This is a genomic window from Domibacillus sp. F004, from assembly GCF_057814295.1.
This window is the reverse complement of record NZ_JBVATB010000003.1, coordinates 237,098-259,860: the sequence shown is the minus strand read 5'-3', so window position 1 is coordinate 259,860 and position 22,763 is coordinate 237,098. Positions and strand designations below refer to the sequence as shown.

The 22,763-nt window shown below is 40.5% G+C and carries 25 protein-coding genes; 18 read left to right on the top strand and 7 right to left on the bottom strand.

The annotated features are described in order from the left end of the window. Positions 1-137 precede the first annotated feature (137 nt). Positions 138-266: a GapA-binding peptide SR1P gene (locus ACZYRN_RS09880; protein ID WP_488911385.1), complete on the top strand. Its 129-nt coding sequence runs from the start codon at positions 138-140 to the stop codon at positions 264-266. 266 nt (positions 267-532) lie between these two features. Further along, positions 533-670, top strand: coding sequence for a hypothetical protein (locus ACZYRN_RS09875; RefSeq protein WP_488911384.1), 138 nt, complete (start codon positions 533-535; stop codon positions 668-670). Positions 671-683: 13 nt separating this feature from the next. On the opposite strand, the gene ACZYRN_RS09870 is transcribed toward ACZYRN_RS09875, so the two are convergent. Further along, complete coding sequence (locus ACZYRN_RS09870) at positions 684-2,153, bottom strand: aminotransferase class I/II-fold pyridoxal phosphate-dependent enzyme (RefSeq protein ID WP_488911383.1); 1,470 nt, start codon at positions 2,151-2,153, stop codon at positions 684-686. A 150-nt stretch (positions 2,154-2,303) separates the two neighbouring features. Here ACZYRN_RS09870 and ACZYRN_RS09865 point away from each other — a divergent pair, with 150 nt between their 5' ends. After that, on the top strand, positions 2,304-2,573 hold the full coding sequence (locus tag ACZYRN_RS09865; RefSeq protein WP_488911382.1) for a UPF0223 family protein: 270 nt from the start codon (positions 2,304-2,306) through the stop codon (positions 2,571-2,573). A gap of 36 nt (positions 2,574-2,609) precedes the next feature. On the opposite strand, the gene ACZYRN_RS09860 is transcribed toward ACZYRN_RS09865, so the two are convergent. After that, complete coding sequence (locus ACZYRN_RS09860) at positions 2,610-3,227, bottom strand: YktB family protein (RefSeq protein WP_488911381.1); 618 nt, start codon at positions 3,225-3,227, stop codon at positions 2,610-2,612. Between the two features lie 137 nt (positions 3,228-3,364). Between ACZYRN_RS09860 and ACZYRN_RS09855 the strand changes: the two genes are divergently transcribed. Continuing rightward, complete coding sequence (locus ACZYRN_RS09855) at positions 3,365-4,153, top strand: inositol monophosphatase family protein (RefSeq protein WP_488911380.1); 789 nt, start codon at positions 3,365-3,367, stop codon at positions 4,151-4,153. Between the two features lie 79 nt (positions 4,154-4,232). Here ACZYRN_RS09855 and ACZYRN_RS09850 read toward each other — a convergent pair whose 3' ends face one another. Then, positions 4,233-4,418 (bottom strand): YlaF family protein, encoded by a 186-nt coding sequence (locus ACZYRN_RS09850; protein ID WP_488911379.1) that lies wholly within the window; start codon positions 4,416-4,418, stop codon positions 4,233-4,235. Between the two features lie 164 nt (positions 4,419-4,582). On the opposite strand from ACZYRN_RS09850, the gene typA reads away from it, so the two are divergent. Further along, on the top strand, positions 4,583-6,406 hold the full coding sequence (gene typA, locus ACZYRN_RS09845; protein WP_488911378.1) for a translational GTPase TypA: 1,824 nt from the start codon (positions 4,583-4,585) through the stop codon (positions 6,404-6,406). Between the two features lie 15 nt (positions 6,407-6,421). Further along, positions 6,422-6,736, top strand: coding sequence for a YlaH-like family protein (locus tag ACZYRN_RS09840; protein WP_488911377.1), 315 nt, complete (start codon positions 6,422-6,424; stop codon positions 6,734-6,736). Positions 6,737-6,828: 92 nt separating this feature from the next. On the opposite strand, the gene ACZYRN_RS09835 is transcribed toward ACZYRN_RS09840, so the two are convergent. Then, positions 6,829-7,032: a YlaI family protein gene (locus tag ACZYRN_RS09835; RefSeq protein WP_488911376.1), complete on the bottom strand. Its 204-nt coding sequence runs from the start codon at positions 7,030-7,032 to the stop codon at positions 6,829-6,831. A 289-nt stretch (positions 7,033-7,321) separates the two neighbouring features. On the opposite strand from ACZYRN_RS09835, the gene ACZYRN_RS09830 reads away from it, so the two are divergent. Beyond that, positions 7,322-7,510, top strand: a complete 189-nt coding sequence (locus ACZYRN_RS09830; RefSeq protein WP_488911375.1) for a hypothetical protein — start codon at positions 7,322-7,324, stop codon at positions 7,508-7,510. 63 nt (positions 7,511-7,573) lie between these two features. Here ACZYRN_RS09830 and ACZYRN_RS09825 read toward each other — a convergent pair whose 3' ends face one another. Beyond that, positions 7,574-8,074: a peptidyl-prolyl cis-trans isomerase gene (locus tag ACZYRN_RS09825; protein WP_488911374.1), complete on the bottom strand. Its 501-nt coding sequence runs from the start codon at positions 8,072-8,074 to the stop codon at positions 7,574-7,576. Between the two features lie 160 nt (positions 8,075-8,234). Here ACZYRN_RS09825 and ACZYRN_RS09820 point away from each other — a divergent pair, with 160 nt between their 5' ends. The 4 genes from ACZYRN_RS09820 to ACZYRN_RS09805 all read left to right on the top strand — a co-directional run bounded on the left by ACZYRN_RS09820 (position 8,235) and on the right by ACZYRN_RS09805 (position 14,366). Further along, positions 8,235-8,516 carry an Fpa/YlaN family protein gene (locus ACZYRN_RS09820; RefSeq protein ID WP_488911373.1) on the top strand — a complete coding sequence of 94 codons (282 nt, stop codon included), beginning with the start codon at positions 8,235-8,237 and terminating at the stop codon, positions 8,514-8,516. A gap of 89 nt (positions 8,517-8,605) precedes the next feature. After that, positions 8,606-9,757, top strand: a complete 1,152-nt coding sequence (locus ACZYRN_RS09815) for an FtsW/RodA/SpoVE family cell cycle protein (protein WP_488911372.1) — start codon at positions 8,606-8,608, stop codon at positions 9,755-9,757. 74 nt (positions 9,758-9,831) lie between these two features. Continuing rightward, positions 9,832-13,269 (top strand): pyruvate carboxylase, encoded by a 3,438-nt coding sequence (gene pyc, locus ACZYRN_RS09810; RefSeq protein WP_488911371.1) that lies wholly within the window; start codon positions 9,832-9,834, stop codon positions 13,267-13,269. A gap of 290 nt (positions 13,270-13,559) precedes the next feature. After that, positions 13,560-14,366 (top strand): MOSC domain-containing protein, encoded by an 807-nt coding sequence (locus ACZYRN_RS09805; protein ID WP_488911370.1) that lies wholly within the window; start codon positions 13,560-13,562, stop codon positions 14,364-14,366. A 70-nt stretch (positions 14,367-14,436) separates the two neighbouring features. Here the strand turns inward: ACZYRN_RS09805 and ACZYRN_RS09800 are convergent, their stop codons facing one another. Next, positions 14,437-15,342 (bottom strand): COX15/CtaA family protein, encoded by a 906-nt coding sequence (locus ACZYRN_RS09800; RefSeq protein ID WP_488911369.1) that lies wholly within the window; start codon positions 15,340-15,342, stop codon positions 14,437-14,439. A 332-nt stretch (positions 15,343-15,674) separates the two neighbouring features. Here ACZYRN_RS09800 and cyoE point away from each other — a divergent pair, with 332 nt between their 5' ends. From cyoE to ACZYRN_RS09765, 7 genes are all read left to right on the top strand, one after another. Continuing rightward, entirely contained in the window at positions 15,675-16,562 is an 888-nt protein-coding gene (gene cyoE / locus ACZYRN_RS09795; protein WP_488911750.1) for a heme o synthase, read from the top strand. 82 nt (positions 16,563-16,644) lie between these two features. Continuing rightward, a complete protein-coding gene (gene coxB / locus ACZYRN_RS09790) occupies positions 16,645-17,724 on the top strand; it encodes a cytochrome c oxidase subunit II (RefSeq protein WP_488911368.1) in 1,080 nt (359 codons plus the stop codon). Positions 17,725-17,755: 31 nt separating this feature from the next. Then, positions 17,756-19,633: a cytochrome c oxidase subunit I gene (ctaD, locus tag ACZYRN_RS09785; protein ID WP_488911367.1), complete on the top strand. Its 1,878-nt coding sequence runs from the start codon at positions 17,756-17,758 to the stop codon at positions 19,631-19,633. Continuing rightward, complete coding sequence (locus tag ACZYRN_RS09780) at positions 19,633-20,262, top strand: cytochrome (ubi)quinol oxidase subunit III (RefSeq protein ID WP_488911366.1); 630 nt, start codon at positions 19,633-19,635, stop codon at positions 20,260-20,262. Before ctaD ends, ACZYRN_RS09780 begins: the two co-directional genes overlap by 1 nt. Positions 20,263-20,265: 3 nt before the next feature. After that, positions 20,266-20,598 carry a cytochrome c oxidase subunit IVB gene (gene ctaF / locus ACZYRN_RS09775; protein ID WP_488911365.1) on the top strand — a complete coding sequence of 111 codons (333 nt, stop codon included), beginning with the start codon at positions 20,266-20,268 and terminating at the stop codon, positions 20,596-20,598. Between the two features lie 138 nt (positions 20,599-20,736). Further along, positions 20,737-21,645 (top strand): cytochrome c oxidase assembly factor CtaG, encoded by a 909-nt coding sequence (gene ctaG / locus ACZYRN_RS09770; protein WP_488911749.1) that lies wholly within the window; start codon positions 20,737-20,739, stop codon positions 21,643-21,645. 194 nt (positions 21,646-21,839) lie between these two features. After that, positions 21,840-22,307, top strand: coding sequence for a DUF420 domain-containing protein (locus ACZYRN_RS09765; RefSeq protein ID WP_488911364.1), 468 nt, complete (start codon positions 21,840-21,842; stop codon positions 22,305-22,307). Between the two features lie 37 nt (positions 22,308-22,344). Here the strand turns inward: ACZYRN_RS09765 and ACZYRN_RS09760 are convergent, their stop codons facing one another. Next, positions 22,345-22,704 (bottom strand): YugN family protein, encoded by a 360-nt coding sequence (locus ACZYRN_RS09760; RefSeq protein ID WP_488911363.1) that lies wholly within the window; start codon positions 22,702-22,704, stop codon positions 22,345-22,347. Positions 22,705-22,763 lie beyond the last annotated feature (59 nt).

The window sequence follows — 22,763 nt, the reverse complement described above, 5'->3', positions numbered from 1 at the left end:
GTAAATAGGGGGATTTTTGTCCCATTTTTAATTATGTTATACAATTTATACTTGCAATCTTTAATGTGTTATATTATTATATATTTAAGAAACATAAAGCGTTTTCAAAAAGAAGAAACAATGGGAGGTAATGAAAAATGGGAACAATCATCTGCACAACTTGCTTGAAAACAATTGAATATTTTGAAGAAAATAAGGTGACAGTTCTTTACTCTCACTGTGGATGCGATTGCGAAAAAGAAACAGAAACAGAAAATGATAATTAATATATACAAAAAGAGCTGTCTCGACGGAGGCTAACAGTCTAGAGTAAGACGAATAAAAAACACCTTTCAAGTTGAAAAACGGGTATTGACGCCCTAAAGACAACTTGGAGGTGTTTTTTTCTATGGAAAAAGAGGGAGCTGGATGGGTGAATTCAAAAAAAAGCAGGATTATAAGCAGCACCTATAAAAAAACGTCCGCTGATCATGGCCTCGCTAAAGTGTGAAGGATTCTATATAGACCAGTTAAATACTATGATGGCCATTGGTTGCAGAGCAAAATAGCCATTAGTATAACCTCAAGCAAAATTAAACAGCCAGTTGCCGGCACCGTACCGGCAACTGGCTGTTTAAAAGGTGGCGTTGATCCACTCTCAAAAAGAGGGGACCAATTCCGTATCCCATAACAGACCCTTTTTATTAATAAATTGCTTTTCGTTCTCTAATTACACGTAATGTTTTTAACTCCTCATCTTCAGGACCTTGTACAGGAAGACCTGCAGCCACGTTTTCGTGCACATATCGTAAATTTTCTTCGGTAATAATCTCCCCTGGAATGAAAATGGGGATGCCTGGTGGATAGACCATCATAAATTCCGCTATAATCCGGCCAGCTGATTCTTCAATTGGGACCGTCTCTGTCTCGGCGTAAAAAGCTTCACGAGGCGACAATGCAAGAAGGGGAATATCAGGCAGCATGACGTGCGCATATCGTGATTGGACAGTGTCGCTGAATGTCTCAGCCATATCCGTTAGAGCTTTGACGAGTAAGGAACTTTCTGTATCTGTATCGCCAGGGGTTATAAGACATAGAATATTATATAAATCGCTTAATTCTACTTCAATGTTGTAATGTTCACGAAGCCATTTTTCAGCATCATGTCCACTAATACCAAGGTTTTTCACTGAAATAATGAGTTTGGTTGGATCATAGTCGTACGTCGCTTTTGAACCGAGTATTTCAGAACCAACGCAATAAAAATGATCAATATTGTTAATTTTTTCACGTGTTTTTTCAGCAAGTTCAATGGCTTCGCCGATAATTTTTTTACCATTTACGGCTAAATGTTTTCGTGCAGTGTCAAGTGATGCAAGAAGGATGTAGGACGTTGATGTCGTCGTTAACATGCTAAGAATAGACTGTACGCGATTGACGGATACAAGACCTTCACGAATGTTTAAAATAGAGCTCTGGGTCAATGAACCGCCCAGTTTATGCACACTTGTCGCCGCGATATCAGCTCCTGCTTGCATGGCAGAAATCGGCAGGTCATCGTGAAAGTGAATATGAACGCCGTGAGCTTCGTCAACAAGCACTGGTACGGAGTAGGAATGGGCCATCTCGACAATTTGTTTTAAATCCCCGGCAATACCGAAATATGTCGGGTTAATGACGAGGACAGCTTTTGCATCAGGATGTTCTGTTAATGCACGTTTGACGGATTCTGTTGTTATTCCGTGTGAAATCCCGAGGTCTTTGTCAATCTCCGGATGGATAAAAATTGGTATGGCTCCGGAAAAAACAATCGCTGTCATAATTGATTTATGAACGTTGCGCGGGACGATAATCTTATCACCGGGCCCGCATACAGCCATGATCATGGTCATAATCGCTCCGCTTGTTCCTTGTACAGAGAAAAATGTGTGATCGGCACCAAATGCTTCAGCAGCGAGCTGTTGGGCTTCTTTAATAATGCCGTGTGGCTGATGTAGGTCATCAAGTGGTGCAATGTTAATTAAATCGATAGATAAAGCATTATCACCGATGAACTCTCTAAAAGCAGGGTCCATCCCTTTTCCTTTTTTATGGCCGGGTATATGAAACTGAACAGGGTTCTTCTTTGCGTGTTGAAGAAGCCCGTTAAATAATGGTGTATTGTGTTGTGACAACGCATTATCCACCTCTTTCTACATAATTCAAAACATAAAGCATTATAGCACTTTGAAAGGTTATTGCAAAGAAAAATCCGCATGCTTTACATATAGAAAACAAAGGATATGTAGAAGGTGAAACGAATAAAATAAAGTGAGGTGAGAGCAATGGAATATTCGTACCCATTTAGGACGGATTGGTCAACGGAAGAAGTCATTGATGTCGTTTCTTTTTTTGAAGCGGTAGAGAATGTATATGAGAAAGGTATGAACCGAGAAGAGTTTATGGAACGCTATCGCCGGTTTAAAGAAATTGTTCCGGGCAAAGCAGATGAAAAGCGAATTTGTGATGATTTTGAAGAGGTGAGTACTTATTCCTCTTATCGTGTTGTTCAAAAAATGAAGCAGGCGCCGGAAAATGCACGTGTTCGTATGTAAAGGAAGCCCCCACTCGCTCTTGAGCGGGGGCTTCTTTTAGTTATAGGCCAGTTTATATAATGGAATAAGCGTTTCATACGTTTCTTTTGCCAGTTTGTAAAAGGCTTTATCGTCTTTTAAGATAGGGTCAGTGGCTGTAATGTGCCGGCCGATTAATAACTCAGCTTTTTTTACGTCGTGAAAACGTTCAAGGGCTTCCGTTAAATTGATTTCATCTAATGAGAAAGCGTCCTTTTTCAAATGATCCAGCGAAATAACATAGTCAGCTGGAATCGTTTGTCTAATCATATCCACATTGTTCAAAAATGTTTTTGCAATATCTGTTTTTTGAGGAAGTTCGTAAATAAACGCTAGCCAAATAAAAACATGATCGTCAAATAAGCCAATTTGAAAATGCGGATGTTGTTTATATCCGCGTTTGTTACCTGCGATCGCCAGCCACGTATCATTAGGCGGATTCACTTTGCGCCGAGCGTGCCGGGCAATATGTAAAAACATTTCCTGACCAAGCAGTCCGGAAAGGTCATCTGTCAGTTCATCACCGATTTTTTTGAACTTTGGTTGAATGCGTTCTTGAATAGCATTCATTCTCTCCTGAAGCCCGTCAATTCTAAATACTTGAAAATCTTCCATGGTGAAAAATGGTGTCGTCATGTGAAACTCCTTTCAGTTTATCTATAGTATCCATAGTACCATAGCACATTTGAATGGAAAAACTTGATAACCTTTATAAATTAGTTTAATGTGAAAATAATTAAAGCGGAATTGAGAGTCAGTAAGGGGGACATCATATGACAAATTGGGCAGTAATAGATGAAGAGGTAAGGCGATGGATTCAAAAAGCAGGAGCGTTAATTAGAGAATCTTTTCATCATTCACTGAGCATTCAGTCCAAATCGAATCCAAATGACTTAGTCACAAATATGGATAAAGAAACAGAACGATTTTTCATCGAAAATATTCGTACGAATTATCCCGCTCATGCCATTCTAGGTGAAGAAGGTCAGGGCGATAACGTTCAGTCACTTGATGGTATTACGTGGATTATTGATCCGATTGATGGAACAATGAATTTCGTCCATCAGCAGCGCAACTTCGCTATTTCGATTGGAATTTATGAAAACGGAATAGGTAAGCTTGGCTATATATATGACATTGTGCACGATGAGTTGTATCATGCACGTCGTGGAGAAGGTGCATGGATGAATGATGTACCGCTTAAAATGCTAAAACCTGTGCCGGTAAAAAAAGCCATTATTGGCATTAATGCAACGTGGCTAATTAATAACCGCCATTTCGATCAAAATAAATTGGTGGCATTGGCGAATCAGGTGCGTGGAACACGTTCATACGGTTCAGCGGCACTTGAGCTTGCGTATGTAGCTTCAGGACGCTTGAGTGCATACATAACGATGAGAAACGCACCATGGGATTTTGCGGCAGGAAAAATAATTGTGGAAGAAGCCGGTGGGGTTGTGAGCACATTGGACGGATCGAATGTCAATATGCTGAAGATCAATCCACTCTTTGCCAGTGCACCGGGGCTGCACGAACAAATATTAACCGATTATTTAAAATAAAGGGTATGTTAAACACTAGTGTTGACTAGCTGAAATAAAAAAAAGTCGGAAAGACAGTGGTTTTGTCTTTCTGACTTTTTTATAATTTGCCTAGGCGGCGTAATTTTGCTTTGTATGAAAATCCAAAACCCATTACAACAAAAAGAACTACAATCGAAAGAATGGCGCCAATCCAGCTGTGTTCACCGATTGCGACGCCTATTCCAATCATACAAGAAGCGGCAAGAACAGCAAAACCGAGCAATGGCCAGTGAATATTGGACACTGTGAAGGCCCTCCTTTTTTTCTTTATTGTAGTACAAGCCGTTCCTTCTTTGCAAGGATCGTTTTTTTTTTCAAATAGGCATCGTGTAAAGTGTGTGATATAATAACGCAGTTAATAGAAACCGTATTTGAAAAAGTTTCTAGAAAAGAGCAGGAGGAAATAGTTTGAAAACAAGAAATGACTTACGTAACATCGCGATTATTGCCCACGTTGACCACGGGAAAACGACACTCGTCGATCAGCTTTTGAAGCAGTCGGGCATTTTCCGCTCTAATGAACATGTAGATGAGCGGGCAATGGATTCGAATGATCTTGAGCGGGAGCGCGGCATTACAATTTTAGCAAAAAATACCGCGGTTCAATATAAAGAAACGAAAATCAATATTCTCGATACACCGGGACATGCGGATTTTGGCGGTGAAGTAGAGCGGATCATGAAAATGGTCGACGGTGTTCTCTTAGTTGTCGATGCGTATGAAGGATGTATGCCGCAGACGCGTTTCGTGCTGAAAAAAGCGTTGGAGCAAAACTTGCGTCCAATTGTCGTTGTCAATAAAATTGACCGTGACTTTGCCCGTCCGGCGGAAGTAGTTGATGAAGTAATTGAATTGTTCATTGAGCTTGATGCAAATGACGAGCAGCTTGAATTTCCAGTTATTTATGCTTCCGGTATTAACGGTACGGCAAGCAAAACACCGGATAAGCAAGATGAGAATATGGAAGCTCTTTACGAGGCAATCCTTGAACACATTCCAGCACCAATTGATAACAGCGATGAGCCGCTTCAATTCCAGGTCGCACTTCTTGATTACAGCGATTATTTGGGCCGTATAGGGATTGGCCGTATTTTCCGCGGCGAAATGGAAGTAGGTCAATCTGTTGCTCTGATGAAACTCGATGGAAAGGTAAAACAATTTCGTGTTACCAAAATGTTTGGTTTCCTTGGATTGAAACGGATTGAGATTGAAAAAGCAAAAGCAGGCGACCTAGTGGCAGTATCTGGAATGGAAGATATTAACGTGGGGGAGACGGTAACACCGACAGATCATCAAGAAGCACTTCCGGTTCTACGTATTGATGAGCCGACTCTTCAAATGAACTTCTTAGTAAACAATAGCCCATTTGCAGGCCGTGAAGGTAAATTTGTTACGTCTAGAAAGATTGAAGAACGTTTACATGCACAATTAGAAACGGATGTTAGTTTGCGTGTTGAAAATACATCTTCACCTGATGAATGGATCGTATCAGGCCGTGGCGAGCTTCATTTGTCGATCTTAATCGAGAATATGCGCCGTGAAGGATTTGAACTTCAAGTATCAAAACCTCAAGTAATTGTCCGCGAAATAGACGGTGTGAAATGTGAACCGATAGAACGCGTTCAAATTGACGTGCCAGAAGAATATACGGGTTCAATTATTGAATCATTCGGTGCGCGTAAAGGCGAAATGCTAGATATGGTGAACAATGGAAATGGTCAAGTTCGTTTAATTTTCATGGTTCCTGCACGCGGTTTGATTGGATATACAACGGAATTCTTAACAATGACACGCGGGTATGGGATTATTAACCATACATTTGACTCATATCAGCCAATGCAAAAAGGCCGGATCGGCGGACGCCGACAAGGTGTTCTAGTTTCACAGGAGACAGGAAAAGCATCAACTTATGGTATTATGGGTGTCGAAGATCGTGGAATTATATTTGTTGAAGCAGGAACGGAAATTTATGCAGGTATGATCGTCGGCGAGCATACACGCGATAACGACTTAACGGTTAATATTGCGAAAACAAAGCAAGCGACAAACGTCCGTTCAGCAAATAAAGACCAAACAGCAACAATGAAAAAACCTCGTATTATGTCGCTTGAAGAAGCGCTTGAGTATTTAAACGATGATGAGTATTGCGAATTGACGCCAGAATCCATACGTCTACGCAAAAAAATTCTGGATAAGAGTGAGCGCGAGCGTGCAGCGAAAAAGAAAGTATAAGCAGGAGGGATAGATGTGGAAGGACTTGAACACGTCAGTCCGCTTTTGGGAGCATTCATCGAAGCGTTCGGTGTTAAAGGAGCTGTCTACATTTACTGGGGGCTATTAATCGCCCTTTCCATTCTCGTTTACAATCTCGGGTTTGCGAAAAAATTAAAAATGTGGCAGAACGTCATTATATATATTTCACTTGCCATTGGTTCATTGCTTCTTTTAATTCTATCTTACCAATTGCCGGTTGTCGAAAGTCTTATTGTTGCGGCCCTCATCTTAGGTACGTATAAATTAAGACTTAAAAAGCATCAAAAAGAAGAAAATACAACACAATAAATAAAGCGGAGGACGTGTTAAAGTCTTCCGCTTTATTTATTTATTAAAAAGCCGATATGAGCTTATGGTAACATGTTTCTTATGACATATATTTATGAAAGCCATTCTTTTTGTTTGCCTGATCGGTAAACGAAAAACTGCCCGGTGTTGACCCGCTTTGTCGTCTTCTCAGTAATACGCATCCGGCATTCATCGCACATATAGGTATGAATAGGACGGTTTCGCAGTTTCTTTGCAGCGGGAAGACTGTCTTCAATCGTTTCAATTTTATCGCAAATAATGCATTTTACTCTCATAACACACCCCCATACTATTTTTCAATAGTATAACATGGATGATGGCAGATTACTTTTATATAGAAAAGGAATATCTTTATCGGTATAATGGAATAAAAAGCTAAAAAAGTGCGGAAGGTCATGTTTTACAGTTCGATAGTTACAAGAAAGTCTGTTTAGCGGAAAATGTTTGGCATGCAAGCCGTTCTTAAACCAAACCGTCAAGTTACCGGTGCATTGAAAAAAGGAATATCCACCCAGTTAACAAGAACAACAATGTAAGTTGATTATGTAAGGAGACAGGGGCAAGTTGAGATTAATCGCGGTATCATCTATAAAGGAAGACGTAAAATTAGCTGAAAACGTGTTTAACAGCAAAGGGAAAATTTTGTTGAAAACGTGTGCCAATTTGACAACGTCTATTATTAACCGATTACAGATGTTAGGCATTACGTATGTGTATATTGAAGATGGGCGTACGGATGACAGCCTACTTTAACAGCGGAAACGCGTCATCAAGCGATACAAGTAATGAAAAACTTTCTAATAAATAGAAAGTTTTTCAATCTAGGCGGATGGCTGTCACATGGGTAATCGGTCGATCGAGATTTGAGCCGTCTTTTAATAAAATATGGACAGGCCCGTCTATGAGGAATGGTTTTCCTTTATTTGAAAAAGCCATAATAAGTGAATCAGCATTCTCAATAGAAAAAGAATGATCTCCATTTTTCGTTTCGATTACAAGTTGAGATGCATGATCAGCCGGCTCTGCATTTTCTAAAAATGGTGCAAGCGGCATGCCAAATGAACCGGTAAGCACTTTTTCTTTTTCGTATTTTTTCTCGGATTTAATCGTAGGGGGAAGAGTGGCGCCTTCACGGATTTCTTTTTCCCAGAACTTCGATACGCTTTTCGTATACTCTTCATTTGGATCTATTTCGGGTTGATCTGGTTCGGCGAAATAAGAATCAAGGTCAATCCGACGATCATCAAAAATCCATACACTTGGATCAAGTGTAATGGGAAACGCGACTTTCCCTTTAAAAGGAATGATTTTTTCCATGAATAAGTCTCCTTTGATTTTGCTATGTACAAATTAAGTATACAGTGAATTTTTCCGATTGTCAGTTTACGTATTAAAATTCCTTGCAAATTGCTAGTATTAACGATAAAATCTTTAATTATATAAGTAATTTCATTCTTTGGACAGGGGGGAGTTTAATATGGCGTCTAATTTAAAAATAGATCATCGGGAAAAAGCCTACTCTCTGTTACAGGAGGATGCGGAAAAAATTTTGCGCCTCATCAAAGTTCAAATGGACAACTTGACGATGCCGCAGTGTCCTCTTTATGAAGAAGTGCTCGATACTCGAATGTTCGGTTTATCCCGTGAAATAGATTTCGCTATACGTCTTGGGCTAGTGGATGAAGCGGATGGTAAAAAGCTTATTGATTCGCTTGAACAGGAACTGTCCACTCTGCATGAAGCGTCCATCAATCGGTAAACAGACAAAAAAACTCAAACGAGCGTTTGAGTTTTTTTACACTTAAAATGAGTACCGCTTTTCGGTAAGCGCACGAATGGAAGGTTTATATGTGGAAAAGAATGTTAAAATCGTATGATTACTCGCTTATTGCCGTATTTCTGATTCTTTGTTTATTCGGGTTAATGATGATCTATAGCGCAAGCTCTGTTATTGCTGTTCAAAGATTTGAAGTAGCAAGCGGCTTTTTTTATGATAAGCAAAAGATTCATGTTATTCTCGCAATTTTAGCTTTTAGTGTGATGGCGGTTTTTCCGTATAAAAAGCTGAAAGCGAAGCGTTTTTTACTCTTTATTACGGGCGGCATGTTTCTAACACTCTTCCTTCTTTTTTTATTCGGAAGTGTCGCAAATAATGCGCAAAGCTGGTTTCAGATCGGCGCGCGTTCTATCCAACCCTCCGAATTTTCAAAGCTTGTCATTATCATTTATATGGCAGCGGCCTTTTCTAAAAAACAAAAAAATATTAATTCATTGAACAACAGTATTGCACCACCGGTTATTGTGCTGCTGGGAGTCGTGTTTTTAGTTGCGCTTGAACCGGATTTTGGAACAGCGTTCATTATTCTGTTGATCGGGTTGACAATCTTGTTATCATCCGGTATAAAAATGAAAAAGCTTGCAAAATTTACGTTGCTGCTAATTATAATTAGTGTAATCGTATCACCGCTCTTTATATGGCAAAAGGACAATATTTTTTCTGAAGAAAGAATGAGCCGTGTGACAAGCTACCTGGATCCGTTTAGATATGAAGAAGATGCGGGATATCATCTTGTTAATTCGTACATTGCCATTGGTTCTGGCGGACTAACTGGTCGGGGATTGGGCCAAAGTGTTCAAAAACTTGGCTATTTGCCTGAACCCCACACAGATTTCATCATGTCAGTTATTGCGGAGGAACTTGGCGTGCTGGGTGTGGTCATTACGATAGGCGGCTTAGCCTTTATCATATTAAGGGGAATATTCACATCTATTAAATGCAGTGATCCATTTGGTGCTATGCTCGCAGTAGGCATTTCATCTATGATTGGGATTCAATCCTTTATTAATTTAGGGGGGATATCCGGCGTAATTCCGATTACTGGTGTACCGCTTCCTTTTATTAGTTACGGTGGATCCTCGCTCATTTTGCTTTCGCTATCAATGGGCATTTTAGTGAATGTTTCTATGCATGCAAAATATGAAAAAAATTATAAGACCTAATGTTAAAATAAGAGGGTTCAACTAGTTGAACCTTTTTATATATACTTTACCAACATATCAGGGGAGAGATGAAGATGACAAAAATCAGCAAAGTGCTGGTGGCCAATAGGGGCGAAATCGCCATTCGTGTTTTCCGTGCCTGCACTGAATTACATATCCGTACGGTTGCTATCTATTCAAAAGAAGATTCTGGCTCATATCATCGTTATAAAGCAGACGAAGCATATCTTGTCGGAGAAGGAAAAAAACCAATAGATGCATACCTCGACATTGAAAGCATTATTGAAATAGCCAAGCAGGCAGATGTTGATGCTATTCATCCTGGATACGGATTTTTATCTGAAAATATTGAATTTGCAAAACGCTGCGAAGAAGAAGGTATTATCTTTATCGGACCAAAATCAAGCCATCTTGACATGTTTGGTGATAAAGTAAAAGCGCGTACACAGGCGATCAATGCGGATATTCCGGTAATCCCGGGTACAGACGGTCCTGTTAATAGCCTTGAAGAAGTTGTGGAATTTGGCAAACAGTATGGATTCCCTATTATTATTAAAGCATCGCTCGGCGGTGGCGGACGAGGTATGAGGATTGTACAGAACATTGGGGAAGTACGTGAATCGTATGAGCGTGCAAAATCTGAAGCAAAAGCAGCGTTCGGAAACGACGAAGTATACGTGGAAAAATTCGTTCAAAATCCGAAGCATATTGAAGTACAGATTATCGGCGACGAAGAAGGAAACGTCGTTCATTTGTATGAACGGGACTGCTCTGTACAACGTCGTCATCAAAAAGTTGTGGAAGTTGCCCCAGCTGTATCAATTTCAGAAGACTTGCGTAACCGTGTTTGTGAAGCAGCTGTTAAGTTAATGAAAAAAGTAAGCTATTTAAATGCTGGAACAGTTGAGTTTTTAACAGCGGGCGAAGACTTCTACTTTATTGAGGTGAATCCGCGTATTCAGGTAGAACATACAATTACGGAATTGATTACAGGTATTGATATCGTTCAAACACAAATTTTAGTGGCAGAAGGTCATTCCCTGCATAGCGAAAAAGTAGCCATTCCGGTACAGGAAAACATTCGTACAATGGGTTATGCCATTCAGTCACGTGTTACGACGGAAGATCCTGAAAATGACTTCATGCCAGATACAGGACGCATTATGGCGTATCGTTCCGGCGGTGGTTTCGGTGTTCGGTTAGATGCCGGGAACAGTTTCCAGGGAGCTGTTATTACACCCTACTATGATTCATTACTTGTAAAAGTATCTACATTTGCGATGACATTTGAACAAGCAGCATCAAAAATGGTGCGCAATTTGCAGGAATTTCGTATTCGGGGTATTAAAACAAATATTCCGTTTCTTGAAAACGTCATGCGCCATGAAGATTTCATTGCGGGCAATTACAATACGTCATTTATTGATACAACCCCGGAACTTTTTATTTTTCCTAAAAAGAAAGACCGTGCAACAAAAATGCTTAACTACATTGGGACAGTCACAATCAACGGTGTCCCGGGTGTAGAACAGAAGAAAAAACCAGTCTTTGAAACACCGCGCATTCCAAAAGTGAAACTGTCTGAAAAACCAGCACGCGGCACGAAACAAATTTTGGATGAGCAAGGGGCAGAAGGTCTTGTCAATTGGGTAAAAGAAAAGAATGAAGTATTGCTTACCGATACGACATTCCGCGATGCCCATCAATCGCTTCTTGCTACACGTGTACGGACAAATGATTTAGCACATATTGCACCGGCGACAGCACGTTTACTTCCTGAACTATTCTCAATGGAAATGTGGGGCGGCGCAACATTTGATGTGGCGTATCGTTTCTTGAAAGAAGATCCATGGAAACGCCTTGAAACACTTCGTAAGCAAGTCCCGAATGTATTGTTTCAGATGCTTCTTCGCTCAGCGAATGCGGTCGGTTATAAAAATTATTCAGATAACGTCATTCGTGAATTTGTTCAGCAGTCAGCGGAATCAGGCGTTGATGTATTCCGTATTTTTGACAGCTTAAATTGGGTAAAAGGAATGGAACTTGCGATAGATTCTGTTCGCCAGTCAGGCAAAATTGCTGAAGCGGCTATTTGCTATACGGGTGACATTGATGATCCATCTCGCGCGAAATATAACGTCGAATATTACAAAAAAATGGCGAAAGAACTCGAAGCACAAGGTGCCCATATTCTTGGCATAAAAGATATGGCGGGCTTATTGAAGCCGCAAGCTGCTTACCGTCTTATTTCTGAATTAAAAGCGACCATTAATATTCCGATCCATCTTCATACACACGATACGAGCGGAAACGGTATTTACATGTATACGAAAGCGATTGAAGCAGGTGTCGATATTGTAGATACAGCACTTAGCTCGATGGCTGGTTTAACGTCGCAGCCAAGTGCAAACACGCTTCGCTATGCGCTGGAAGGAACAGATCGTGCACCGTCTATTAGCGTCGATGCGCTTGAAAAATTGTCTTCTTATTGGGAAGATGTACGTAAATACTACGCGCCATTTGAAAGCGGTATGCTCGCACCGCATACAGAGATTTATGAGCATGAAATGCCGGGCGGACAGTATAGTAATCTTCAGCAGCAAGCAAAAGGAGTCGGTCTTGGCGAACGCTGGGATGAAGTGAAAGATATGTACCGCCGTGTGAACTTAATGTTCGGTGATATTGTTAAAGTAACACCGTCCTCTAAAGTCGTTGGTGATATGGCTTTATTCATGGTGCAAAATGATTTAACAGAAGAAGAGGTTTTACTTCGAGGCGATAAAATTGACTTCCCAGACTCAGTAATTGAACTGTTTGAAGGCTATCTTGGCCAGCCAGTCGGCGGATTCCCTGAGGCGCTTCAAAACGTTATTCTGAAAGGTAAAGCACCGATTACAGTGCGTCCTGGAGAACTGCTCGCGGATGTTGACTTTGAAGCGTTGCGTGAAGAGTTAAAGAAAGAAATCAATGAAGACCCGACAGACCATGACGTCATTGCCTATGCACTGTATCCTAAAGTATTTACAGACTACGCAAAAGTCGTTGCTCAATTCGGTGATATATCGGTTTTAGACACACCTACGTTCCTTTATGGTATGCGTTTAGGCGAAGAAAAAGAAATCGAAATCGAAACAGGAAAAACGCTGATTGTGAAATTGATTTCAATCGGCCATCCGCAGGCAGATGGAACACGTGTCGTTAACTTTGAACTAAATGGTCAGCCGCGTGATGTAGTTATTAAAGATGAAAGCATTAAATCGGTTGTAAATGCAAAAGTAAAAGCCGATCCGAAAAATGAATGCCATATTGGTGCGACAATGCCAGGTACAGTTATTAAAGTTATCCTTGAAAAAGGAGATAAAGTAAAACGCGGTGATCATTTGATGATCACAGAAGCGATGAAGATGGAAACGACCGTGCAAGCTCCGTTTGATGGAACAGTCAAATCGGTATACGTTCAAAGCGGTGAAGCAATTGCTACTGGTGATTTACTGGTTGAACTTGAAAAATAAATGAAGGAAATCTGCCCCGAATAGTGGAAATGAAAAAGCCCTATTTGGGGCTTTTTTTGTTTTTACATAGAATTTATTGTAGAACATTGCTGATCAACACTATTGTTTAGCAGCATAGGCTTTATACAAAATTTATCTATAAATCGGTTTGACAGTTTCACAGCGAATAATCAGTACAAAAAAACGAGTATTTTTTGAATATTATGATTAATATTAACAAATCTGTGACATGTAGGCTATAATTGAAGGGGAAGAAGAGGATGTAAATATTTATAAAGGAGCGACATTTTATGCGAAATCCAACAATCGTTTCAGTTTGGCGCTATCCTGTAAAGTCCATGATGGGAGAAGAAATGAATGCGTGTGAGGTGACATTAAAAGGGTTGCTCGGGGACCGTGCCTATGCTTTGATGGATATGTCAACGGGAAAACTTGCTAACGCGAAAAACCCGCGTAAATGGCCAAACATGTTTGATTACCGGGCTTCATTCGTTGAACCGCCTACTGATCCTCATTCCATTACAGACATTCGGATTACCTTTCCTGATGGTTCTACAGGGGTCAGCACTGAAGAAAATCTAAATGATCGACTTTCAGTGGAGTTGAATCGCCCTGTTCATCTTGTCACGCCAACATCTAATGAAGTGCAGTTTGAGGAATATATTCCGGATATAGAGGAACTAAACAATCGTAATTCAGTCATTAGCTGTGCATCTCCACAAGGCACTTTTTTTGATGCAGCGATGGTTCACTTGCTTACGACCGCTACTATTGATCAGATGCGCAAGTTGAATCCGGAGAGCAGAATTGAAGTACGGCGTTTTCGTCCGAATCTCGTTGTGGATGTACCTGAAGATGAAGGCTTTATCGAAAACGAGTGGGTTGGCAAGACTCTTCGTATTGGTAAAGAAGTACGCCTGCAAATCGAGCAGCCAACAGTACGTTGCGTCATGACTACATTGCCTCAAGGTGATCTTCCTAAAGATACAAGCGTCTTAAAAACGGCTGTAAAGCGAAATAACGGTGGGATTGGCGTCTATGCTAAAGTCATTCAAGGCGGTCATATTCAGCGGGGAGATACAATTGAGTTTGAATAAGATGTTCTATAACAGAGCACAAAATAAATAAAACGAGCCTTTAAAATCATTCTTAAGGCTCGTTTTTGCGTTACTGGCTGTTTGTGTTGCTTCTGGAAATAAGTAAAATGAAGTAGCAGAGAAGCCCAAATAAACAAGAAATAAATAACGCATGTGCAAGTGCTATATATAAATTTAAATTTGTCCAAATAATAAATGCACCAGCAATTACTTGTAATAAAACGAGAACGAATGCGATGATCCAGCCCCAATATAACACGCGCTGCTGTTTGTAATACTTAACAGCAAGATAGGTGATATAGGCGATCCAAATAAAAATTAACCCTGCCGCTGCCCGATGCCCCATTTGAATCCATTGGTACATATTTGACGGAAGGAAAGAATTATTCCCGCAAAGCGGCCAGGAACCGCACACCATGCTTGCTTCTGTGTGGCGGACGAGTGCCCCCGTATAAACCACCATATAGCTATAAAGAGTGACACCAATTGTGTGCCATTTCATTCGATTATCAATGATGATATTCGACGCATCAAAACGCTTGTCTACTTCAAAAATAAGCAATGTTAATAAAAGAACAGACGCAAAAGAAATGAGCGATATACCGAAATGAAGCGCCAGAATGAAGTCGTTTTGTCCCCATAATACAGCAGCAGCACCGATCAATGCCTGCGCCAATAAAAAGAAGCAGGCAATTACTGCTAAAAATTTGGTTTCCCGTTTATCTCCAATTACACGCCATGAGCCAATTGAAAGAGCCAGAACAAGTAATCCGGCTGCTCCTGAGACAGCGCGATGAGAAAGTTCAATAATTGTTTCCAGGGTAATATTTTCCGGAATGATCTGTCCGTGGCAAAGCGGCCATTCATTACCGCAGCCAAGTCCGGAATCTGTTTTTGTCACAAGCGCACCGCCAATTAACACACCTAACATGACTAGAGTTGTTAGCACGCCGAGCCATTTAAGCCAACTCTGCATTAGATTCACCTTCTTCTGTATATGAACGTATCCGTACATGATCATACAGAGAAAGACGCAATTCTGCAACTAGCCTCTGCACATAATTAATATTATCTTATAAAAATGAAACAATGAAAACAGAACATATTCACGAGTCACAAATTCGACAAAATTAGTTCATCATCTGTTCACATAAAAAAGAATGGATATGATTTAATATGGAATATAGCATCCGTTGTTTGAAATGTTTTTAAATAATGTAGAAAAGTGCGGCTCTATCCTTTATAGTAGGAGGAAGAAGCTGTTGTACGAGAGAGGAGGAGAAAAATGTGTCGCGTGCCGCAACAACGATGGATAAAACGAATGTGCCTGAAACAACCGCAATGAAAGATTTTATGGCGCTCATAAAAATCGGCATCGTCAATTCTAATTTAATCACGGTTTTTACTGGTATGTGGCTCGCATTTGTAATGAATGATGTCCCGTTCCTGGCTAACCTTGACACGATGTTCTTTACACTGATTGGCTCGGCATTTATTATCGCCGGCTCGGCTAGTTTAAACAATTACATAGACAAGGACATTGATCCGCTTATGGAGCGGACGAAATCACGACCGACTGTGACAGGAAAAATCAGTTATTCCAAAGTATTGATTTTAGGACTTGCGCTTGTCACCATTGGATCAGCGCTTTTATTTTTGACAACATTCACAGCAGGTGTGATTGGCATTATCGGTATTTTAAGCTATGTCGTAATCTATTCTATGTGGTCAAAACGCCGTCATGTTAGCAATACGATAGTCGGAAGTGTATCAGGGGCTGTGCCTCCATTAATAGGATGGGCTGCCGTGGATCCGTCACTTGATGTGCTTGCATGGATGCTGTTTTTAATTATGTTCATCTGGCAGCCGCCGCATTTTTATGCGCTGGCGATGAAACGGAGCGAGGAATATGGAAAAGCGGGTATTCCAATGCTGCCGACAGTAAAAGGATTTGCTGTCACAAAGCGCCACATGTTTGTGTGGACGCTTCTGCTTCTGCCACTTCCGTTTTTTATGATGGACCTCGGTCTGGCGTTTTTCATTTTGGCTACGCTGTTAAATATAGGCTGGGTAACGCTTGCAATTACGGGGTTTAAAGCAAAAGACGATTTAAAATGGGCGAAAAATATGTTTATTTATTCGCTTCAATATTTAACAATTATGTTTGTTGCAATGGTCATTGTGACCGTTATTTAAATGAGGGAATTCTTTCTTTTAAGAAATCCATATATATGCACTGTTTTTAGAAATTTATAGGAAAGAGGGGTAGTAATAAGCTATGAAACAGAAGTTAACAAAATGGCGTCTTTTGACGGTTTTTGGCTTGCTGACGCTCGTTCTGTCTGGCTGTGGTGAACCATTTCTTTCAACGTTGATTCCAGCCGGAGAAGCGGGTCAAATTGCATATGATCTCATGCTCTTGAGTACTGTGATCATGGTCGGTGTCGTCATCGTTGTAACGATTATGTTTGCTGTCGCCATCATTAAATTCCGTCGTAAAAAAGGCGATGAATCCATCCCGAAACAAGTGGAAGGAAGCCATGTGTTAGAGATTGTCTGGACGGTTATTCCGATTCTCTTACTCATCATTCTTACGATTCCAACCGTTATCACTACGTTTGAACTTGCGGATACAAAAGCGATGGATAAAAAGAATGAAGATGGTACAACCGATGCTCTCGTTATAAATGTTCGCGCGAGTCTTTACTGGTGGGAATTTGAGTATCCGAATCAAAAAATCATTACGAGTCAGGACCTTGTCGTTCCAACGGATCAAAGAGTGTATTTTAATATAAAAGCATCAGATGTTAAACATTCATTCTGGATTCCGGCTGCGGGCGGGAAAATTGATGCGAACACGGAAAATGTCAATAAAATGTGGCTTGAATTTGATAATCAAAAAGCAGCAGAAGCGGATAATCTTTTCTATGGAAAATGCGCCGAACTTTGCGGACCGTCTCATGCATTGATGGACTTTAAAGTACGTGCCATTCCACAAGATGAGTTTGACCAATGGGCAACAGCGATGCAAGCAGTTGATGCAAAAGCTGTACCAGAAGATCCACAAGCTGCTGCAGGACAGGAAATATTTAACCAAAAATGCTTAAGCTGTCACGCTGTATCACCAGCGGATACACGTCCGGAAGCAGCACGTATGGCACCGAACCTTGGAAACTTTGGTGACCGTGAACTTGTTGCAGGTGTTTTAGAGCATAACGAAGAAGAATTGAAAAACTGGATTGCTGATCCAGAAGCTTATAAACCAGGCAACAAAATGACAGGCACATATGGCGAATTGGATGATCAAGAACTTGATCAACTGGCAACGTATTTGATGGGTCTGAAAGTAGAACAATAATTACTGAAACATCATAAAGGAGGTAAAACCGTTGAGTACCATTGCACACACGCAAAAACGGGGATTTGCCGGTACAGTTTGGGATTACTTAACAACAGTTGACCATAAAAAAATCGCTATTCTCTATTTACTAGCCGGGGGTCTTTTCTTCCTAATCGGTGGTATTGAAGCGATGATGATTCGTATTCAGCTGGCTGTACCAAACAATGATTTTGTCAGTGCCGGTCTTTTTAATGAAATTATTACCATGCACGGTACGACGATGATTTTCTTGGCAGCAATGCCGCTGTTATTAGGTTTTATGAATGCGGTTATGCCGCTTCAAATCGGTGCACGCGACGTTGCGTTCCCATTTGTTAATGCTTTAGGATTCTGGCTGTTCTTTTTCGGCGGCGTATTCTTGAACCTTTCATGGTTCTTGGGAGGTGCGCCGGATGCAGGATGGACATCTTACGCATCACTTTCACTAGCATCAGAAGGGCACGGAATTGACTTTTACGTGCTCGGGCTGCAAATTTCCGGTTTCGGTACATTGATGGGGGGAATTAACTTTCTCGTTACAATTATCAATATGCGCGCACCGGGCATGACATACATGAGAATGCCGCTCTTCACATGGACAACATTTGTCGCATCAGCGCTTATTCTATTTGCATTCCCGCCACTTACTGTAGGTTTGTTCATGATGTTATTTGATCGTATGTTCGGAGCAGGCTTCTTTGATGCAGCTATGGGTGGTAATACAGTTATCTGGGAGCACTTATTCTGGATTTTCGGTCACCCGGAAGTATACATTCTTATTTTACCGGCGTTCGGTATTTTCTCTGAAGTAATCCCAACGTTCTCTAGAAAACGTTTGTTCGGATACTCTTCAATGGTATTCGCGACTGTGTTAATCGGGTTCCTTGGCTTCATGGTATGGGCTCACCATATGTTTACAACTGGTTTAGGTCCGATTGCCAATGCGATTTTCGCAGTAGCAACAATGGCGATCGCTGTTCCAACTGGTATTAAAATCTTTAACTGGATTTTAACAATGTGGGGTGGAAGCATTCAATTTACAGTGCCGATGCTTTATGCAATTGCATTTATCCCATCATTCGTTATGGGTGGTGTAACAGGGGTTATGCAGGCTGCTGCTCCTGCTGATTACCAGTTCCATGACAGTTACTTTATCGTAGCTCACTTCCACTACGTTATCGTTGGTGGCGTTGTATTTGGATTATTAGCAGGTGTTCACTTCTACTGGCCGCTTATGTTTGGCACAATGTTGAGTGAAAAATTAGGAAAAGTAACATTTGCATTCTTCCTTATCGGTTTCCATCTAACATTCTTTATCCAGCATTTCCTTGGACTTATGGGGATGCCACGCCGGGTTTGGACATTCTTACCGGGGCAAGGATTAGAAACTGGAAACTTAATTAGTTCGATCGGTGCCGCGTTTATGTTTGTCGGTGTCGTTGTATTGTTACTTAATGTCGTCGTGACACAAGTGAAAAAGGTGAAAGTTGGAACGGATCCTTGGAAAGATGGACGCACACTTGAGTGGGCACTTCCATCACCGACACCATTCTACAACTTTAAGCAGCTTCCACTTGTACGTGGTTTAGATCCATTCTGGATTGAAAAAATGGAAGGCAAAACAGAAATGACACCGGCAGAACCAATTGGTGACATTCATATGCCGAACAATTCATTTACACCGTTCATGATTTCACTAGGTTTATTCATTGCAGCTTTTGGTGCGATGTATCAAGTGGATGACAAAGAATGGGCAATTCCAGTATTAATTATCGGTCTGGCTGTAGCATTTGCTTCAATGCTTTACCGTTCAATTAAAGATGACCACGGTTTTCACATTCATAAAGAAGATCTTCTTGATGATGCTGATAAGGGAGGGACACGATAATGGCAGCTGAAGAAAAATTCACACCGCAGACGTGGCCTGGATCACCTGAACAGGCAACTCTAGAAGGCAAAAATAAGTTTTTAGGTTTCTGGCTTTTCCTTGGCGGCGAGACGGTATTATTTGCCTCTCTTTTCGCCACGTATCTGGCGTTAAAAGATAGTGTACCAAGCCCAGATCATGCACTTGCGAAAGATTTATTTGAACTTCCGCTCGTGTTCTTGATGACGATGCTTCTTTTAACCAGTTCATTAACATCTGTTTTCGCGATGTATCATATGAAGAACTATAACTTCAAAAAAATGCAGACATGGTTGTTCATTACGGTTGTACTTGGTCTTGGATTCCTTGGATGCGAAATTTATGAGTTCAATCATTATGTTCACGAATATGAACATACATTTACAAGCAGTGCATTCGGTTCAGCGTTTTACACGCTCGTCGGCTTCCACGGAGGGCACGTTACGTTCGGCCTTTTATGGATTATTGCTCTTATGGTCCGCAATGCGAAGCGCGGATTGAACCTTTATAATGCACCGAAGTTTTACCTAGCAAGCCTTTACTGGCATTTCATTGATGTTGTGTGGGTATTTATCTTTACGGTCGTATACTTAATGGGAATGGTGGGATAACGGATGGCGAATTTACAATCGAATTCAAATGATCCTAAAGTTAACTACGAATACCGCCGTAAGAAAAGTGCAGAAGAAATGAAAATGCAGGTCGTGACATTCACGATGATGATTTTCTTTACGGTTATCGCATTTGCAGCTGTTGGAGCAGGATTTTCTAAATGGTTTATCATTCCATTTGTATTGCTTCTTGCAATCGTACAGGTTATATTCCAGCTTTATTACTTCATGCACATGAGTCATAAAGGTCACGAGGCACCTCAATTATTTATGTATTCTGGTATTCTCGTCGGGTTCTTGACGGTACTTGCCTTTGTGACAATTGTCTGGTGGTAAGAAAGGAAAGTGTTTCCCTTTTTTAAGGGAAACACTTTTTTTCTGTCATGAACTTGTCAATACATAGCGTTGTATGAAGCTTTTTAGCAAGTTATAATGGATAGAGCATCAAAAAAACATTGAGGTGATAGAAGAATGATGCCTATAGGAATATTTGGCTTTCAGGCTCTATGGAGTCCTTTATTTATTGTCGTGCTTTTGTTTTTAACCGTTCTTTTTTTCCTAATTACGGTGAAGTGGAGAAAAGACTTTAGCATTAGTGAACCGTTGACAAAAAGACAAGCGATCCTTTTTTTAACAGCCATGGTGATCTTGTATGCAATGAAAGGTTCTCCAATCGATTTGATGGGTCACATTATGATGACATATCACATGATTCAGATGGCAATTTTATATCTTGTTATTCCGCCGTTGCTTATTAAAGCAATTCCTTGGTGGGTATGGAAAGCAACAATTGAGCTGCCGGTTATACGTAAGATATTTTCGTTTGCAACGCGCCCGCTCGTTGCGTTAATACTCTTTAATGGTTTATTCTCGTTCTATCATATTCCGCTTATTTTTGATTTCATTAAAATGAGCAATACACTTCATAGTATATACACCCTTATTCTGTTCTTTCTTGCCATTTTCATGTGGTGGCCGCTCGTAAATGAACAGAAGGAAGGGAAAACTTTACACGGTTTGAAAAAAGTAGGATACATTTTTGCAGATGGTATACTGCTCACACCGGCATGTGCCCTCATTATTTTTGCTTCAGCACCGCTTTATGCAACTTATTCAGACGCTTCTGTCTGGTTAAAAGCGATGGAATTGTGTGTGCCTGTTGACACGCTGGCTGGCCTTAATTTAAGCGGTCCGGAATTGTTTTCAAATATGCCGGTTGTTGAAGATCAGCAACTTGGTGGTGTGATTATGAAAATTATCCAAGAAATCGTATACGGTGTAGTATTAGCGCAAGTGTTTTTTGAATGGTTTCGTAAAGAGAACGATCAAGCAGATGAAATTACTAAAGCCGCTTTAGCACGCCACGATAAATCAATGTCTTAAATCAATGGCTTATATTAAACGCTCATTTTGATCAAACGATTTCTGGTTCCTTTCATTCGAAATGATGGTTCTAGGAACTTCTTTTGACCTAGCTAAACGGGAGCCCTAAATTAAGCGAGTTCTATACAGAGCCACGTAGAAAAAGAAACGTTGGGACCTTGTTCCCTTCGTTTCATTAATAATGAAAGAGAGGAATGTTCATGTCATTACCGATTTTGCCTACAATCAGCACGCTCTTTATTGCGCTTAGCGCCATTACTGTTGCAATTGGCTGGGCACAAATTAAACAGAGAAAAGTGGAACAGCATAAAAAAACAATGCTACTTGCTGGTGTTTTCGCGCTTACTTTTTTTATTATTTACATAAGCAGAACCTTATTTATCGGAAACACCGCATTTGGAGGACCGGACGATATTAAAAAGTATTATACGATCTTTCTTATATTTCACATTTGTCTCGCGACGACTGGAGCGGTGTTCGGTATTGTCTCTATAGTGAGTGGATTAAAGAACAGTTTAATTCGTCACCGCAAAGTGGGTCCTTATACAAGTGTTATTTGGTTTTTTACAGCGATTACGGGTATAGCCGTTTATCTTCTATTGTATGTTTTTTACACAGGAGGCCCGACAACCTCCGTGTTTAAAGCGATTCTTGGCTCATAAAAAAAGCTTTCCTCTTTTTTAAAGAGGAAAGCTTTTTTTAACCAACGTAATGAAGCGTCTCGGCTTTAATATCAGCAAGCAGTTTTTCACAAGTTTTGACAAGTGATTCTGGATAATATTCATCATCACCATATTCCACACCATGTGGATAGTAATGTTTACCAAGCATTGGCGTCAATAATTCAATAAGAGAATCATCTGCACCAACATCGCCTTGTACGGCGAAGCCAAATACACGTAAGTAATAAACGCCTTCTTTTAGTTCAAATTTGCGATCGTATGTAACTCGCTCATAGTCCCATTGACCGGCGAGCACCATTCCATGCTCTTCCATAATATAAGTAAGGCGGTTTAAATCAATTTGGGTTTTTTCTAAACCAGTATTTTCAAATTTCATGAAAAAAGTTCCCTCCTGCATTTCCGTCATGTTTTTTGCTACCTCTTCCATAATAGTCG

What these genes read in the sequence shown, in the direction of transcription:
- ACZYRN_RS09880 (WP_488911385.1), top strand. Translation starts at nt 138, where the DNA reads ATGGGAACAATCATCTGCACAACTTGCTTGAAAACAATTGAATATTTT.
- ACZYRN_RS09865 (WP_488911382.1), top strand. Translation starts at nt 2,304, where the DNA reads ATGGAATATTCGTACCCATTTAGGACGGATTGGTCAACGGAAGAAGTC.
- ACZYRN_RS09860 (WP_488911381.1), bottom strand. Translation starts at nt 3,227, where the DNA reads ATGACGACACCATTTTTCACCATGGAAGATTTTCAAGTATTTAGAATT.
- ACZYRN_RS09855 (WP_488911380.1), top strand. Translation starts at nt 3,365, where the DNA reads ATGACAAATTGGGCAGTAATAGATGAAGAGGTAAGGCGATGGATTCAA.
- ACZYRN_RS09835 (WP_488911376.1), bottom strand. Translation starts at nt 7,032, where the DNA reads ATGAGAGTAAAATGCATTATTTGCGATAAAATTGAAACGATTGAAGAC.
- ACZYRN_RS09825 (WP_488911374.1), bottom strand. Translation starts at nt 8,074, where the DNA reads ATGGAAAAAATCATTCCTTTTAAAGGGAAAGTCGCGTTTCCCATTACA.
- ACZYRN_RS09820 (WP_488911373.1), top strand. Translation starts at nt 8,235, where the DNA reads ATGGCGTCTAATTTAAAAATAGATCATCGGGAAAAAGCCTACTCTCTG.
- ACZYRN_RS09815 (WP_488911372.1), top strand. Translation starts at nt 8,606, where the DNA reads ATGTGGAAAAGAATGTTAAAATCGTATGATTACTCGCTTATTGCCGTA.
- pyc (WP_488911371.1), top strand. Translation starts at nt 9,832, where the DNA reads ATGACAAAAATCAGCAAAGTGCTGGTGGCCAATAGGGGCGAAATCGCC.
- ACZYRN_RS09805 (WP_488911370.1), top strand. Translation starts at nt 13,560, where the DNA reads ATGCGAAATCCAACAATCGTTTCAGTTTGGCGCTATCCTGTAAAGTCC.
- ACZYRN_RS09800 (WP_488911369.1), bottom strand. Translation starts at nt 15,342, where the DNA reads ATGCAGAGTTGGCTTAAATGGCTCGGCGTGCTAACAACTCTAGTCATG.
- cyoE (WP_488911750.1), top strand. Translation starts at nt 15,675, where the DNA reads ATGGATAAAACGAATGTGCCTGAAACAACCGCAATGAAAGATTTTATG.
- coxB (WP_488911368.1), top strand. Translation starts at nt 16,645, where the DNA reads ATGAAACAGAAGTTAACAAAATGGCGTCTTTTGACGGTTTTTGGCTTG.
- ACZYRN_RS09780 (WP_488911366.1), top strand. Translation starts at nt 19,633, where the DNA reads ATGGCAGCTGAAGAAAAATTCACACCGCAGACGTGGCCTGGATCACCT.
- ctaF (WP_488911365.1), top strand. Translation starts at nt 20,266, where the DNA reads ATGGCGAATTTACAATCGAATTCAAATGATCCTAAAGTTAACTACGAA.
- ctaG (WP_488911749.1), top strand. Translation starts at nt 20,737, where the DNA reads ATGCCTATAGGAATATTTGGCTTTCAGGCTCTATGGAGTCCTTTATTT.
- ACZYRN_RS09765 (WP_488911364.1), top strand. Translation starts at nt 21,840, where the DNA reads ATGTTCATGTCATTACCGATTTTGCCTACAATCAGCACGCTCTTTATT.
- ACZYRN_RS09760 (WP_488911363.1), bottom strand. Translation starts at nt 22,704, where the DNA reads ATGAAATTTGAAAATACTGGTTTAGAAAAAACCCAAATTGATTTAAAC.